At 45.9% G+C, this 14952-nt stretch carries 12 protein-coding genes, 5 tRNA genes and 2 rRNA genes (1 of these 19 running past the window's edge); 9 read left to right on the forward strand and 10 right to left on the reverse strand.

Annotation, left to right across the window (positions count from 1 at the left end; all coding sequences use genetic code 11):
* From PEB0122_RS03420 to PEB0122_RS03450, 7 genes are all read left to right on the forward strand, one after another.
* A tRNA-Ile gene (locus PEB0122_RS03420) sits at nt 1-52 on the forward strand (it extends 25 nt beyond the left edge of the window).
* Between the two features lie 52 nt (nt 53-104).
* Nucleotides 105-180, forward strand: a tRNA-Ala gene (locus tag PEB0122_RS03425).
* A 374-nt stretch (nt 181-554) separates the two neighbouring features.
* Nucleotides 555-3363: ribosomal RNA gene (locus tag PEB0122_RS03430) — 23S ribosomal RNA — on the forward strand.
* A gap of 178 nt (nt 3364-3541) precedes the next feature.
* Nucleotides 3542-3656, forward strand: a 5S ribosomal RNA gene (gene rrf / locus PEB0122_RS03435).
* Between the two features lie 246 nt (nt 3657-3902).
* A tRNA-Met gene (locus PEB0122_RS03440) sits at nt 3903-3979 on the forward strand.
* Nucleotides 3980-5084: 1105 nt separating this feature from the next.
* A complete protein-coding gene (locus PEB0122_RS03445; RefSeq protein ID WP_225867794.1) occupies nt 5085-5411 on the forward strand; it encodes an MmcQ/YjbR family DNA-binding protein in 327 nt (108 codons plus the stop codon).
* 444 nt (nt 5412-5855) lie between these two features.
* Nucleotides 5856-6284, forward strand: a complete 429-nt coding sequence (locus PEB0122_RS03450; protein ID WP_075915474.1) for a DUF3995 domain-containing protein — start codon at nt 5856-5858, stop codon at nt 6282-6284.
* A gap of 984 nt (nt 6285-7268) precedes the next feature.
* Here PEB0122_RS03450 and PEB0122_RS03460 read toward each other — a convergent pair.
* A tRNA-Phe gene (locus PEB0122_RS03460) sits at nt 7269-7344 on the reverse strand.
* A 163-nt stretch (nt 7345-7507) separates the two neighbouring features.
* Here PEB0122_RS03460 and PEB0122_RS03465 point away from each other — a divergent pair.
* Nucleotides 7508-7582, forward strand: a tRNA-Glu gene (locus PEB0122_RS03465).
* A 160-nt stretch (nt 7583-7742) separates the two neighbouring features.
* Here the strand turns inward: PEB0122_RS03465 and ureG are convergent.
* From ureG to PEB0122_RS03510, 9 genes are all read right to left on the reverse strand, one after another.
* Nucleotides 7743-8369, reverse strand: a complete 627-nt coding sequence (gene ureG / locus PEB0122_RS03470) for an urease accessory protein UreG (protein ID WP_075915476.1) — start codon at nt 8367-8369, stop codon at nt 7743-7745.
* The gene (locus tag PEB0122_RS03475) at nt 8366-9025 is read right to left on the reverse strand and encodes an urease accessory protein UreF (protein ID WP_075915477.1); all 660 of its coding nucleotides are present in this window, start codon (nt 9023-9025) and stop codon (nt 8366-8368) included. Before PEB0122_RS03475 ends, ureG begins: the two co-directional genes overlap by 4 nt.
* Complete coding sequence (locus PEB0122_RS03480; RefSeq protein ID WP_075915478.1) at nt 9025-9489, reverse strand: urease accessory protein UreE; 465 nt, start codon at nt 9487-9489, stop codon at nt 9025-9027. Before PEB0122_RS03480 ends, PEB0122_RS03475 begins: the two co-directional genes overlap by 1 nt.
* Nucleotides 9490-9496: 7 nt before the next feature.
* Complete coding sequence (gene ureC, locus PEB0122_RS03485) at nt 9497-11206, reverse strand: urease subunit alpha (protein ID WP_075915479.1); 1710 nt, start codon at nt 11204-11206, stop codon at nt 9497-9499.
* Nucleotides 11206-11511 (reverse strand): urease subunit beta, encoded by a 306-nt coding sequence (locus PEB0122_RS03490; RefSeq protein WP_178391760.1) that lies wholly within the window; start codon nt 11509-11511, stop codon nt 11206-11208. The genes ureC and PEB0122_RS03490 overlap by 1 nt, the downstream gene beginning before the upstream one ends.
* A 46-nt stretch (nt 11512-11557) precedes the next feature.
* The gene (locus tag PEB0122_RS03495) at nt 11558-12160 is read right to left on the reverse strand and encodes a HupE/UreJ family protein (RefSeq protein ID WP_075869256.1); all 603 of its coding nucleotides are present in this window, start codon (nt 12158-12160) and stop codon (nt 11558-11560) included.
* 43 nt (nt 12161-12203) lie between these two features.
* Complete coding sequence (locus tag PEB0122_RS03500; protein ID WP_075915066.1) at nt 12204-12506, reverse strand: urease subunit gamma; 303 nt, start codon at nt 12504-12506, stop codon at nt 12204-12206.
* A gap of 13 nt (nt 12507-12519) precedes the next feature.
* Nucleotides 12520-13344: an urease accessory protein UreD gene (locus PEB0122_RS03505; RefSeq protein WP_143238783.1), complete on the reverse strand. Its 825-nt coding sequence runs from the start codon at nt 13342-13344 to the stop codon at nt 12520-12522.
* Between the two features lie 119 nt (nt 13345-13463).
* Nucleotides 13464-13901, reverse strand: a complete 438-nt coding sequence (locus PEB0122_RS03510; RefSeq protein WP_075869254.1) for a hypothetical protein — start codon at nt 13899-13901, stop codon at nt 13464-13466.
* Between the two features lie 107 nt (nt 13902-14008).
* Between PEB0122_RS03510 and PEB0122_RS03515 the strand changes: the two genes are divergently transcribed.
* The gene (locus PEB0122_RS03515) at nt 14009-14866 is read left to right on the forward strand and encodes an NmrA family NAD(P)-binding protein (protein WP_075915481.1); all 858 of its coding nucleotides are present in this window, start codon (nt 14009-14011) and stop codon (nt 14864-14866) included.
* Nucleotides 14867-14952: the final 86 nt, after the last annotated feature.

Genomic DNA, 14952 nt, shown 5'->3' on the forward strand with positions numbered 1-14952 from the left:
CGCGCGCTTGATAAGCGTGAGGTCGGAGGTTCAAGTCCTCCCAGGCCCACCAAGAATTGCGCTTCGCCGAATGGAGACATTCGGTGAGAGGCATGAAAGTCTAAGGGGCCATAGCTCAGCTGGGAGAGCACCTGCTTTGCAAGCAGGGGGTCGTCGGTTCGATCCCGTCTGGCTCCACCAAGACTTTTGGCTGGGAAACGGGAAGACACATCATCTTAAGAAGAAACAAGTTTGCGGACTGTTCTTTTAGAAAAAAGGAAAGTCTGCCTGTTCTATTGAAATCGTAAAGAGAAGATATATTCGGACAATTGCTCCGGTGCTTTTAAGGAAGTTATCGGCGTGTCGAGCGGTTTTTGAGATCACCTAAAGTCTTGAAAATTGGCTGATGTGAAAAGAGGCAATTTGTGTCGCAGAGGAATGCTCAAAGCCTCTGCAAATGATTGGAAGCTTAACCGCGCCATCGAATATATCTCGAGAAGCTGGTCTTTCTGCTGATATTTATAGCGATGTTTTGCACAAGACATTGCAAGAAGATGAATATTGGCAATGAGAACGATCAAGTGTCTTAAGGGCATTTAGTGGATGCCTTGGCATGCACAGGCGAAGAAGGACGTGATACGCTGCGATAAGTTACGGGGAGGTGCGAATACCCTTTGATCCGTAAATTTCCGAATGGGGCAACCCACCTTTGATGGCTAGAAAAGCTAAGTTGTTCAGTGATGGACAATTTAGGTTTCTAGCTATCTGAATAAAGGTATCTGCACCTGAATAAAATAGGGTGTAAGAAGCGAACGCAGGGAACTGAAACATCTAAGTACCTGTAGGAAAGGACATCAATTGAGACTCCGCTAGTAGTGGCGAGCGAACGCGGATCAGGCCAGTGGCTTAAGAGAGAAAAGTAGAACGAGTTGGAAAGCTCGACCGAAGAGGGTGATAGTCCCGTAAACGTAAATTGATCTTAAGTCCTTGAGTAGGACGGGACACGAGAAATCCTGTCTGAATATGGGTCGACCACGATCCAAGCCTAAGTACTCGTGCATGACCGATAGTGAACCAGTACCGTGAGGGAAAGGTGAAAAGCACCCCGACGAGGGGAGTGAAAGAGAACCTGAAACCGAATGCCTACAAACAGTCGGAGCCCAAGATTAGTTCTGGGTGACGGCGTACCTTTTGTATAATGGGTCAGCGACTTAGTCTAACGAGCAAGCTTAAACCGATAGGTGTAGGCGTAGCGAAAGCGAGTCTGAACAGGGCGTTCAGTTCGTTGGATTAGACCCGAAACCGAGTGATCTAGCCATGAGCAGGCTGAAGGTAAGGTAACACTTACTGGAGGGCCGAACCCATATCTGTTGCAATAGATCGGGATGACTTGTGGCTAGGGGTGAAAGGCCAATCAAACTCGGAAATAGCTGGTTCTCCGCGAAATCTATTTAGGTAGAGCGTTCGTTGTATTCTCCAGGGGGTAGAGCACTGGATGGGCTAGGGGTCCTCGCAGGACTACCAAACCTAACCAAACTACGAATACCTGGAAGAACTGACGAGCAGACACACGGCGGGTGCTAACGTCCGTCGTGGAGAGGGTAACAACCCTGACCACCATCTAAGGTCCCCAAGTTATGGCTAAGTGGGAAAGGATGTGAGGATCCCAAAACAACCAGGATGTTGGCTTAGAAGCAGCCATCATTTAAAGAAAGCGTAACAGCTCACTGGTCTAAGTAAGGGTCTTTGCGCCGAAAATGTAACGGGGCTAAAGCCATACACCGAAGCTGTGGATACGTCGCAAGACGTGTGGTAGCGGAGCGTTCCGTAAGCCGGAGAAGGGATATCCGTAAGGGGTCCTGGAGGTATCGGAAGTGAGAATGCTGACATGAGTAACGATAAAGGGAGTGAGAGACTCCCTCGCCGAAAGTCCAAGGGTTCCTGCTTAAAGTTAATCTGAGCAGGGTTAGTCGGCCCCTAAGGCAAGGCCGAAAGGCGTAGTCGATGGGAACCACGTTAATATTCGTGGACCTGTGGGAAGTGACGGATTGTGTAAATTGTAAGATCTTAATGGATTGATCTTGCTTTGAAGCAGTCCCGGGAAATAGCTCCCACGTATAGACCGTACCCGAAACCGACACAGGTGGACCGGTAGAGAATACCAAGGCGCTTGAGAGAACTACGTTGAAGGAACTCGGCAAATTGCACGCGTAACTTCGGAAGAAGCGTGACCCTTTAGCGGGCAACCGTTAGGGGGTGGCACAGACCAGGGGGTAGCGACTGTTTACCAAAAACACAGGGCTCTGCGAAGTCGCAAGACGACGTATAGGGTCTGACGCCTGCCCGGTGCTGGAAGGTTAAGAGGAGATGTGAGAGCATTGAATTGAAGCCCCAGTAAACGGCGGCCGTAACTATAACGGTCCTAAGGTAGCGAAATTCCTTGTCGGGTAAGTTCCGACCTGCACGAATGGCGTAACGACTTCCCCGCTGTCTCCAACGTAGACTCAGTGAAATTGAATTCCCCGTGAAGATGCGGGGTTCCTGCGGTTAGACGGAAAGACCCCGTGCACCTTTACTATAGCTTTACACTGGCATTCGTGTCGGCATGTGTAGGATAGGTGGTAGACTTTGAAGCAGAGGCGCCAGCCTTTGTGGAGTCATCCTTGAAATACCACCCTTATTGACATGGATGTCTAACTGCGGCTCGTTAACCGGGTTCAGGACAGTGTATGGTGGGTAGTTTGACTGGGGCGGTCGCCTCCTAAAGAGTAACAGAGGCGCGCGATGGTGGGCTCAGAACGGTCGGAAATCGTTCGTCGAGTGCAATGGCATAAGCCCGCCTGACTGTAAGACTGACAAGTCGAGCAGAGTCGAAAGACGGTCATAGTGATCCGGTGGTTCCACGTGGAAGGGCCATCGCTCAACGGATAAAAGGTACGCCGGGGATAACAGGCTGATGACCCCCAAGAGTCCATATCGACGGGGTTGTTTGGCACCTCGATGTCGACTCATCGCATCCTGGGGCTGGAGCAGGTCCCAAGGGTATGGCTGTTCGCCATTTAAAGCGGTACGTGAGTTGGGTTCAGAACGTCGTGAGACAGTTCGGTCCCTATCTGCCGTGGGTGTAGGAATATTGACAGGATCTGTCCCTAGTACGAGAGGACCGGGATGGACATATCTCTGGTGGACCTGTTGTGGCGCCAGCCGCATAGCAGGGTAGCTATATATGGACGGGATAACCGCTGAAGGCATCTAAGCGGGAAACCCACCTGGAAACGAGTATTCCCTGAGAACCGTGGAAGACGACCACGTTGATAGGTCAGGTGTGGAAGTGTGGTGACACATGGAGCTTACTGATACTAATCGTTCGATTGACTTGATCGTTCCCATTACAAATGTTCATCTTTGCTGTGCAAAGATTACTTTACTGCGCTCACGGGCGCAGCCCTCCGCGGGGGCGGCCAAAAGTGGCCGACGCGCGGTCGCACTTTTAAGTGAGAGTAAAAGAACAATACCAACAGAAAGATATTCGGCTTCTTGAAAAATTGTTGCGCTTTGCTGACCTGGTGGTTATAGCGGAGCGGCTGCACCCGATCCCATTCCGAACTCGGCCGTGAAACGCTCCTGCGCTGATGGTACTTTGTCTTAAGACACGGGAGAGTAAGTCGCTGCCAGGTCTGCCAAGTGCAACAATAGCTTCTCTGATCTTTACGATGTTTAGCCTCGTGCTTCCTCTTCAATTGTTATTTAACGGGCAGACCACTCTTGAATGGTCTGTTTGAATTGTTATATTGAAATTAGCCAACAGGCTTTTTTAATATTCCGCTATAACGTCTATCTTCTTATAGCGGTTGGGTTTTGCGGTATCTGTTCTCGGGCCTCTCGGTGCCCCTTCCAGCTTCTCGTAAAACGCTTATCCTTGGCGCGGGGTGGAGCAGCCCGGTAGCTCGTCAGGCTCATAACCTGAAGGCCGCAGGTTCAAATCCTGCCCCCGCAACCAATCTCCCCACACACCTTCCAGATTTATATCCGCATTTGATAACCGCTGCACTTCATGAAGCCTGCGGTTATGATAACGTTCAAACATTCGTCGTTTGCCTTGTAGTGTGGTAATGTAGCGCGGAAATCGCGACCGTTATAACGCTATCCCCGAATATCAGTATGTGAAAACCAAAATCTGGCTTCGGGAAAAAGCAAGCTTCGGTACTTGCTATCATCCGCCCTTCAAAAACATTCTGATAAAACACCTCACAGAACTTGAGGTAATTAAATTGCCTCCTTCAAAAAGGCCGCTGATCGTTGGGTGCAAAATAAACCAAGTTACCCGTTGTTGCTCGATAAATCGTGTTCTGGAAAAGCAGGTCATCGCTAACGGCGTTTAAACTGGTCATCTCTGGTTCAAATGAGAGCTCTCTACTGAGTCATTGGTTTCGTTGCCTCAAGTTTAGATTGATCTGCGTAACGTCATTAAAAAAATGGTTTTAGGCGTCATAAAAATAGAATATGCAACGTGTCATTGCGCGCCGGCTTCGTTTAACGCGTTCCCCAACTTTCTCTGAGACGATAAGAATTGGTAGCGGTTGCATTAGCAGCCTCTTTGTCGTCAGACAGCATAGGCATGGCTATGATAGGGAAATATCGTCCCTAACGCTATCCGATATTAATACGCCACAATAACCGCTCGCCATAGGAAATAAAGAGAGGTTCTAGATTTACTCAACGGAATTCCTCGGGAAATTCCTATCGGCTAAAGCCTCTCATAGAACTATGTTTTGCTAGTATGCCTGAGTTAAACTAACTGCAGACCATTGGACGCGAAGTGGATCCAAGTGAATTTGCTCGCGTTAACAATCAGCGAACATGCGGTCATATGCGGTGAATCTTTGGGTAATTTCTATAATCGTAGGTTGTCCGTCGGGATATGATGGATCATTTTATATTTGAAATTATTGAGGCCTCTAATTGGAAAAAATATAGGAAAACGAAGGCCCGTTCTTTAGAATAACATTCAGGACATTGACCGGTTTATCCGCTTAAAATAAGCTATAACTATATAATTTGGAAAACTGGAGTATTGGAAATTGAGAGAACAACTTATCAAGTATGTGAAATCAAAATACAATACAAAGGAAGAACATCCGTGGAGAAAATATCCCGACTATGTAGTCTTACGCCATAGCGATAATAATAAATGGTATGCCCTCATAATGAATGTTCCAAAATACCGCTTGGGGTTGACGGGAAACGATGAGGTGGATGTTATCAATGTAAAATGCCCATCAGTCATGATAGGTAATTTACGTCAGTCAGTCGGCTATTTGCCCGCTTATCACATGAACAAGGATAGTTGGATCACTATTGTTCTTGATGGAACCGTACCTATGAAAGAAATTTGCGATCTCATAGACCAAAGTTATTCTCTCACTCATTAAGCCGGATTTTACGGTAAAAATAGGGAAATTATTCCTGAGCTTTTTAATCCCTTCGGCCGTAATTGGTGCTTAAAAATATACTTTGAGTCCACCTCAAAAACTGTCTGAATTGAGAACAATAGAGACCAACCCTTTCCATTGAAATCTTTTCAATTCATTATATGCTTCAAATCTCCCGCTTGGAAACCCGCTCTCGTCTCGCCAAAGTAAGCTGATGGATGAACAAAAAGTTTTTTATGGCAGTCTTGTTGAGCAATTGTACAAAATGAAGGATTAGGAGCCGCCTTTTGATTGCAGAATTGTGGTTGAAGGCTCAATGGCATTAGGCCATAATGAAGCTGTGAACCGCCTTTTGCGAAAGGAGCCTAACCGGCCAAATCCTTTTGCTACTTATCTCAAATTACTGTTCCAAAAATAAATTCCTTGAAAGGTTGGAGCACCGCGATGTTCTATACCATTGTCCATTTAAGCACTGTCATTGTGCTTTTTTTGATTGCCTTGACACATTACTATTGGGTATTGAAACCCGATGCTGAACCATCATCAAAAGTAATTCCCTATATTGAGGGTGTCCCGGCTTTCCATGCAAGCAAATTAGGTACTTTTCTAGTTGCCTCGGCACTGTTGCTTGTTACATTGTTCGTAATGGAATTGGGAGCAGGGATTATCGGCTTGCTGCCAACTTATATATTAAAAATAGGTGGGACTTTGCTTGCAGTTGTTTTTATTGTCAGGGCAATTGGCGATTTTCGGCTTGTCGGTTTTACCAAGAAAATAAAAGATAGCACATTTGCTTACTATGACACGCGCTACTGGTCTCCACTATGTGCATTGATCGGGCTATCGCTGCTTTATATAACGTGGGGTTCCTGACAAAAGATGACACGGTTTTTAAGCTGCAATCTGTTAGACGATTGCAGGCTACATGCTTAAGCAGAAGAACAGTGATTTTGAAAAGTAGTTTATTGCTGGCTTATCACATGAACAAGGATAGTTGGATCACTATTGTTCTTGATGAAACAGTATCTATGAAAGAAATTTGCGATCTCATAGACCAAAGTTATTCTCTCACTCATTAAGTCGGATTTTACGGTAAAAATAGGGAAATTATTCCTGAGCTTTTTAATCCCTTCGGCCGTAATTGGTGCTCAAAAATATATCTTGAGCTTACTTAGAAGATTGGCTGAATTGAGAGCAGAATTATAGAAAACAAACTTTTCCAATGGCACCTTGTCGGTCCATTGCATGGCTCAAATCTTTCGCTTAAAGGAAAACTTAGCCGCTTTCGTCTCGCAAAAGTAGGCTTGTTGGTGAGATACGGCAAATTTTTAACTCAACACGTCGGCTGTGTCCGTCTGTTAGACTGATATTCGATAACTCATTTCACTTTATAAGCTATGTTTGAGCCAATAGTTGGCAGAAAATGTGGGAGCAACGAGTGTTCGGCATTTAGAGGTCACCAAAACCATTTTGTTGTTATTTTTAAAAAAGGCTTAAGGCTCAATAAGATGGAATATTGTGGCGATCGAAATCAAGAGAACAGATTATCGAATATTTCAGATCAAAATATTGGACAAAACGTGAGGCTTGCAAATAAAGAGAGGGAAAAAGATTCCCATTAAAGGTGCGAGGATGAATGCGTTTCATATAAAAATTCCGGTGTCATAATAGCGCAATTGAAATTGACTTGGTTTGGGAAGCTAAAAAAGGTATCTCTTTACATAAAAGACGGATGATCAACGATAATCGGCCGATGAGGCAATTCAAAAGCGTTAGAACAATTGGAACGCTTTTCTATTCTCTTAGTCGAGAGAATAATTAATAAAAACATTAGGATAAAAAGGTTAAAAATTGAGATGGTGCCCAGACGCGGAATTGAACCACGGACACGCGGATTTTCAGTCCGCTGCTCTACCAACTGAGCTATCTGGGCACGTCCGGTTTTTTAACCGGAGCGGTTGGGTTTATAACATTAAAATTCCGAGTGTCTAGCCTTCAAAATAAAAATATTCAAAATTTGCCCTGATAAGTTCATTTTTTTGGGGATTTGGCATTGCTCTTTGAGTAAACAAGGCTTATTAGCGGCTCTACACCGTGCGCCTATCGTCTAGCGGTTAGGACGCCGCCCTCTCACGGCGGAAACAGGGGTTCAAGTCCCCTTAGGCGTACCAATTAATTTTCCCGAATATATTTCTCTGTGAAATTTTATAGAAAAATTCTGGCAAATATTTTTATTCTTTGAATAAGCCCTTTGAAACCATCAACCTTGTTCGTGCGTCAGTAAAATTTTTTAAGACGTGAAAAACGTTTTTCATGTGGGCGTTTGCTTATTTACCGGTTAAAGCCGCCTGCCTGTTCGATAAATCGAATAATGTCCTGAAGCCCGTCACGGCGCAGCATATCCGTGAAAACGAAAGGTTTGTCGTCGCGCTGGATTTTTGCATCATGTTTCATAACATCAAGATCGGCGTGAACATATGGGGCTAGATCTTTCTTGTTAATGATAAGCAAGTCGGAGCGCGTAATAGCAGGACCGCCTTTACGCGGAATTTTTTCGCCTTCTGCGACCGAAATGACATAAAGTGTCAAATCGGCAAGGTCGGGAGAAAATGTTGCTGCGAGATTGTCTCCGCCTGATTCGATAAATACCATATCAAGGTCAGGATGACGTTTAACCAGCTCGTCAATTGCTTGCAGATTGATCGTTGCATCCTCGCGAATAGCAGTGTGAGGGCAACCGCCTGTTTCCACGCCGATGATGCGGTCTTCCGGCAGTGCCTGAACGCGATTGAGAATCAGGGCATCTTCTTTTGTGTAAATATCATTGGTAACGACGGCGACCGAGTAATGCTCGCGCAAGGCCTTGCAAAGCATTTCCGTCAAGGTTGTTTTTCCGGACCCGACAGGGCCTCCAATACCGATACGTAACGGGCCGTTTGGTGAATAAGAAGATGTCATGAGCGGAAGATCCTTGAATAGAGTGTTTCGTGGCGCATTGCCATGATGTCGGATAAAAGACAGCATGAACCGAGATTATCGAGCGTAAGCTTATCGCTTTGCATAACAAGTGAGAGGACGCGCTCTTCCATTCGTGCCATGGTTTTGACGCCGTCGCTTTGTCCTAACGGAACAAGTCTTATTGCTGCTTGAACGAGGTTTGATATAAACGCATGAAGATAAGCCATAAGTAACGATGGCAGTTTGATTTCCAACCGGTATCCGAGGACGCCCACTGCAATCGGATAGGGAAGAGCTTTATAGATTTTGTTTGAAACCTCCATCTCGGTAATTGCCTTACAAAAAGCCGCCCCTTGCAAATCGATTTCCATCAAGCGCTCTTTCGAGGCAGCATTCGCATTGGCTATTTCAACAAGCGCAATAATGGATTTTTCTTGATCGGTTGATCTCCACGCTTCGGCAATGAAAACCGCGTCATTATGGAGAGATCCGTGATTGGCAAGAGCATCAAGCCAATCAAACAAATCTTCGGCATTTTGAATAAAATTTTCATGGACTGCCTGTTCGAGACCATGGCTATAGGCAAAGCCACCGACCGGAAAGACGGGTGAAAAAAGCGTCATCAAACGCAGTAAAGAGGCATCACCCTGCAACATTAATGATGGTGCCCCGCATGGTCGTGATAAGCTCCGTGGAGAGGTTGAAAAGGAGCTTCAATCTCTTCAATGGTCGCTCCTAAACCTTCAAGCATAGCGCGTATAACCGGATCACGAGATAGAAGAATCGTATTTTCTTTAATTTCGACAGCTTGATGACGATTGCCCAAATGCCAGGCAAGTTGTGTAAGCTCCAGCGGTGTGTTCGCCGTTACAGAATAAAGCGGTTCGTTGGCTGCATGGATGAGAAAATATTCGCCGTTTTCTGCTTCAAGAACATCCCCTTCCAAGAGATGGACGGGTTCTTTCAAATCCACCATTATCATATCGCCATTCACAAAATGAAGTAATTTCCGGCGGATATGGCGCTCGTCATGGGAAAGTGAAAGAGCACCCGAAGTCTCAACCCCTTTGGCATTGGACGCCGATATATATTTTGTTGCTCGAAAAGTTTTATAGGACATTTAAACCTCAATAAAGGAAATAGCGTTGTGCCATCGGAAGTATCTTAGCCGGTTCGCAGGTTAATAATTCACCATCTGCACGCACTTCGTAAGTTTCAGGGTCAACGTCGATATGCGGCGTTGCAGAATTGAGTTTCATGGATTTTTTGGAAATTGTGCGGGTGTTTTTGACGGCAACGAGTTCCTTTTCAAGCCCAAGCTTTTCGGCGAGCCCGTTATCAATAGCGGCTTTGCTGGTAAATGTGACAGAGGTGTGTTTGACCGCCTTTCCGAGAGCGCCGAACATTGGCCGGAAGTGAACCGGTTGCGGTGTTGCAATTGATGCATTGGGGTCCCCCATTGGTGCCGCAACGATCATTCCGCCAAGCAAAACCATCTCCGGTTTTACACCGAAAAAGGCGGGCGACCAGATGACAATATCGGCACGTTTACCTGTCTCTATCGAACCGGTGACATGGCCGATTCCTTGTGCAATGGCCGGATTGATTGTGTATTTTGCAATATAGCGTTTCACGCGCTCATTATCATTGAACCCGCTATCTTTCCCCAAATAACCACGCTGTTTTTTCATTTTATCGGCAGTCTGCCATGTGCGGATAATGACTTCTCCGACACGTCCCATCGCCTGACTATCCGACGCGATAATAGAAAAGGCACCAATATCATGCAGGATATCTTCTGCGGCAATTGTTTCCTTACGTATGCGGCTTTCGGCAAAAGCGACATCTTCGGGTATTTTTGCCGACAAGTGGTGACAGACCATGAGCATATCGAGATGTTCGGCAATGGTGTTTTCCGTATAGGGGCGTGTCGGGTTGGTGGAGGCAGGCAATACATTTTCAAACCCGCAAACACGGATAATATCGGGAGCATGACCACCACCGGCACCTTCTGTATGGAAGGCGTGGATTGTCCGGCCTTTGAATGCAGCAATTGTATCTTCGACAAACCCCGCTTCATTCAATGTATCGGTGTGGATCATAACTTGCACGTCATAATCATCGGCAACGCTCAAACAATTGTCGATTGCCGCCGGAGTCGACCCCCAATCTTCATGAAGTTTGAGCGAAGAAGCACCGGCATTCACCATTTCGATCAAAGCATCCGGTGAGGATGAATTGCCTTTACCGGCAAGACCGATATTCATTGGTAAACTGTCTACCGCCTGTATCATCCGTGCCAAATGCCAAGGTCCCGGTGTGCAGGTGGTCGCAAGCGTCCCGTGCGCGGGCCCTGTGCCACCGCCAAACATTGTTGTAACGCCGGAATAGAGCGCTTCGTTAACCTGCTGGGGGCAAATGAAATGAATGTGTGAATCAATTCCGCCGGCGGTTACAATTTTTCCCTCCGCTGCAATAATTTCGGTTGCAGGGCCAATGATGATATCGACATCGGGCTGAATATCGGGATTGCCAGCTTTACCGATTTTTTCGATAATCCCGTCTTTCAAACCGATATCGGCTTTATAGATGCCGGTATAATCAACAATAAGGGCATTGGTGATAACTGTATCCATAGCCCCTTTTTCCCGTGAATACTGGCTTTGCCCCATGCCATCGCGGATAACTTTACCGCCACCGAATTTGACTTCCTCGCCATAAGTTGTCTTGTCATCTTCGACAGTTACGAAGAGGTCCGTATCGGCAAGGCGGATATGGTCACCTGTTGTAGGCCCGAACATTTGGGCATAAGCCGCACGTGAAATTTTGTGGGTCATCAAAGATCCCCCTGAATTTTTGCACGAAAACCGAAGACACGCCGTTTTCCCGCTAATGGTATGAGTAAGACATCTTTTTCTTGCCCCGGTTCAAACCGGATAGCGGTACCAGCCGGAATATCAAGGCGCATTCCACGGGCTTTTTCACGGTCGAATTGAAGGGCAGAATTGGCTTCATAAAAATGATAATGCGAGCCCACCTGAATAGGGCGGTCACCGCTATTGCCTACTTTGAGCTTTATTGCAGGACGGCCGGCATTCATTTCAATGTCGCCTTCTTTTGTGATGATTTCACCGGGAATCATAATGTTTCTTTCCGATTGTTAGAACGGTTACTTTTGTCAGCATTATTTACGCAGAAAACGCCATATAAACGCCGGCAAGAAGGGTAGCGATGCCTCCGATGCGGATGGCTTTTTTGCCGTTCAAGCTGCCAAAAATTTTACCGGCTCCCAAGCCGATTGCGATGCCTGTAGCATGAAGAAGTGCGGTTGCGAGAGAAAATCCGGCGGCGTAAGCATAAGCGCTAGCGCTTTCGAGTTCGCTGCCATGTGCATATCCGTGGAAAATTGCAAAGGCACCAACAACCAACATTGCCGGCATAACGGGAAGATGAATAGCCATAGCTGCAAAGAGCCCCATTGCAATGACCGAGGCAAGAATGACGGGTTCAACAAAAGGCAGTTCGACACCATTCAAAGCAAGCAAAAAGCCGAAAGCCATAAAGAGAACAAAACTTGCCGGAACTGCAACAATCGATTTTCCACCGAGTTGAGCTGCCCATAGGCCAACTGCAACCATCACCAGAATATGATCGAAACCGGTTAATGGGTGTAAAAAGCCGCTTGTAAAAGAGCTATGGTCATGTGGAACACCTGTAAGGTGGGCAAAAGCCGGTGTGGATGTAAAAATCATCAAACCTGAGATAAGTGTTGATCTTGACACGAGTTTCATGAGAGTTCCCCTCTTTGTAGTTTTATTTTTCCAACTGTTGGGCTTAACGTATAGGATGGTGGACAGTGACAAGTTTTGTACCGTCGGGAAATGTTGCTTCAACCTGAATATCTTCAATCATTTCAGGGATGCCTTCCATGACCTGGTCGCGGCGCAATACATAAGCGCCTTGTTCCATGAGATCGGCAACGGTCCGACCATCGCGAGCGCCTTCGACAACAAAATCGCTGATGATAGCAACCGCTTCCGGATGATTGAGTTTGACACCCCGTTCGAGCCGTTTCCTTGCGACTATTGCTGCCATAGAGATCAACAATTTGTCTTTCTCTCTTTCGGTAAGTATCATTGTTCACCTTTACCTAAATTGACCAAAATTTCGGCACACCTGCCCCTTTTGTCAGCAGATTTACCAAAGGAACCAACCTTTTCTTCAGAAAATAGGAGTCCTTTTCTATAATCCTTGCAAGAAGCTTGCCATTCCACGCAGAGACCCCTCCGGATTGCCCGATAATCTCTCTCGCTGCCTCTTTTTTGCTTTGATAATCATCAGCAATGTAAAGAACACTGGCAATGGCCTGATTGCCGTTAAAAATTGCGGGACGAGTGGATTGTTGCGCGATATCGCCAGCGATTTTAAAAGCTTCGAAATGGACAAGTTTATTGCCAAGGCGGATTTGCCAACGATCGTCAAGAGAACCGCTGTTGACCGTTTCACCCATCAATTTCCTACCGAAAACAAAACTTTCAACCATGAGGAGTTTTGCATTTTCTTCCATCTTGACAGTGATGTTGCGTTGGAGTGCGCTTTGATCGAAGAAAATCGTTTCCTGAGGCAGCCAGAAAAGCGTAGCACCTGACTTCAATTCGAGTGAAACATCTATTTCAACGGGTTGTCCATCAAGCGAGCGGTATATTTTTTCCGCGGCTTGGGTGGTGATTGTTGCTTGTGTTTTTTCGCCGAGCTCGCATTTCCAGAAAAGCTTGTCTCCGCCGGTTGCGCCGCCGGCTGTATTGATTTGCACAGCCTCGAAATGTTTGTCCGGATAAAGCGGGAACCGCAGTTTTAATGATCCCGATTGATAAAGCTTTTCCAATGATGAGTGGTCATCGTTATAAATCGTGCTGAATGAAGCACTGCCTTCCATACGCTGCATAGCGATTTTTTTAAAAGGCGAGTTTTGCAAATTAGTGCTCTTCCCCAAGTTTTTGTAAAAATATTGTTTTTATAACTGCTATATGACAGCAGTTTTTTAAAAAAATGCAATTTTTATCTTGAACTTGAAGAGACCAACTTGTTGAAAATCTATTTTGCAATAACCTCGGTTACATCATAAACTTTGGTCGATTGTGCTTCGGGCGTATGCATCATGGTGACAACCCAATGGATGCGGCGCGTATTCAACGGCAAATCCATTGAAATTCCACCTCCTGTACTGTCAGCGCCAGGGTCGGAAAAACCATAAGGATCGCGTCCGTAATTAATGCCAAAAGTCGGCATTTTTGAAGTCTGGGCACCTTCGGATGTGTCATTGATTGTAAAATAACGATAGCCGCGACGTTCTGCCGTAAAAGCGGCACGCCTCAGGACATCGGCCGGAATGCCAACTTCATTTGTCGGGCGGGTGTTGAACTCGTAAATATTATCGGGTGATTTGAGCTTGGGAACCGATTGGCAACCGCTTAAAAACAAAAGCGGAATGATCATAAGACTTAAGCTTTTTATCCAATGCAATTGTTTCATCCTGCACCCGTCCCGTTTGAAAGCTCATCATAGTTTTATTAGCTCTTCCCGACAAGAATGATTATCGTTATCTGATAGGCTAACGGTTTTTGAAAGAGAGGTGAAACATGTTTGTCGTGATGGGTGCAACCGGCCATATCGGTTCGGAGCTCGCAAAAAATCTGCTGCGTTCGGGGAGGGATGTGACGGTGATAACCCGTTCCGGAAAACGTGCTGAAAACCTTGTCAAGCTTGGCGCCAGACTCGCAGAAAACGATATTTCCGACCACCGCTCGTTAAATGAGGTTTTGAAACAGGCAAGCGGTGTTTATATCCTTAATCCGCCCGCGAATTCTGTTCATGATGTTGATGTTGAAGAGCGCAGAACAATTGCAGCGATTGCGCGTGCTCTTGAAAACACGAATCTTGAAAAAGTCATTGTGCAGTCAACTTATGGTGCTCAAAAAGGTGACCATATCGGAGATTTAGGAAGCCTTTATTCATTGGAGGAGAAGGTTAAAGAGATTTATCCGGAAGCGCTGATTGTTCGGGCAGCGTTTTATATGTCCAATTGGGATTTTGCACTTAATGGGATTGTCGAAAAAGGATGTCTGACCACCATTTATCCTTCGCATTCTATCATTCCAATGGTCGCTCCCCGCGATATTGCCGATTATCTGACAAAGCTTGTCGAAAATGGAAAGGCTGGCATTCATTATATTGAAGGGCCGGAACGTTACACGGTTCAAGATGTCGCATCCGCCTTTGAAGCGGCACTCGGAAAGCCCATAAAGCTCGAAGGAGTGAACAGGGAAGATATTGAAAAATATTATCTTTCTTTGAGATTTTCGAAAACAAGTGCAATGTCTTTTACTCGAATGGCGCTAAAGACAATAAGTGGAGATTGGCCGCCTTTGAATAAAACGCTGAGAGGAAAAATAACACTTAAACAATACATTGAAAAACTTTGTCTAAAAACCACTTAGGCTAAATAATTTGTGATAATCTATTTTTTTACTTGTATTGATAGAAGCTTTCGGATAACCACGTGAGCGGGCCACCTCTTCCCAAC

This window comes from Ditibartonella apis (assembly GCF_001952075.1).
In the GTDB taxonomy this organism is placed as follows: domain Bacteria; phylum Pseudomonadota; class Alphaproteobacteria; order Rhizobiales; family Rhizobiaceae; genus Bartonella; species Bartonella apis.

Excerpts from the sequence above, each read along its gene's own strand:
- PEB0122_RS03450 (WP_075915474.1), top strand. The coding sequence starts at position 5,856 with ATGTTCTATACCATTGTCCATTTAAGCACTGTCATTGTGCTTTTTTTG.
- ureG (WP_075915476.1), bottom strand. The coding sequence starts at position 8,369 with ATGACATCTTCTTATTCACCAAACGGCCCGTTACGTATCGGTATTGGA.
- PEB0122_RS03475 (WP_075915477.1), bottom strand. The coding sequence starts at position 9,025 with ATGTTGCAGGGTGATGCCTCTTTACTGCGTTTGATGACGCTTTTTTCA.
- PEB0122_RS03480 (WP_075915478.1), bottom strand. The coding sequence starts at position 9,489 with ATGTCCTATAAAACTTTTCGAGCAACAAAATATATATCGGCGTCCAAT.
- ureC (WP_075915479.1), bottom strand. The coding sequence starts at position 11,206 with ATGACCCACAAAATTTCACGTGCGGCTTATGCCCAAATGTTCGGGCCT.
- PEB0122_RS03490 (WP_178391760.1), bottom strand. The coding sequence starts at position 11,511 with ATGATTCCCGGTGAAATCATCACAAAAGAAGGCGACATTGAAATGAAT.
- PEB0122_RS03495 (WP_075869256.1), bottom strand. The coding sequence starts at position 12,160 with ATGAAACTCGTGTCAAGATCAACACTTATCTCAGGTTTGATGATTTTT.
- PEB0122_RS03500 (WP_075915066.1), bottom strand. The coding sequence starts at position 12,506 with ATGATACTTACCGAAAGAGAGAAAGACAAATTGTTGATCTCTATGGCA.
- PEB0122_RS03510 (WP_075869254.1), bottom strand. The coding sequence starts at position 13,901 with ATGAAACAATTGCATTGGATAAAAAGCTTAAGTCTTATGATCATTCCG.
- PEB0122_RS03515 (WP_075915481.1), top strand. The coding sequence starts at position 14,009 with ATGTTTGTCGTGATGGGTGCAACCGGCCATATCGGTTCGGAGCTCGCA.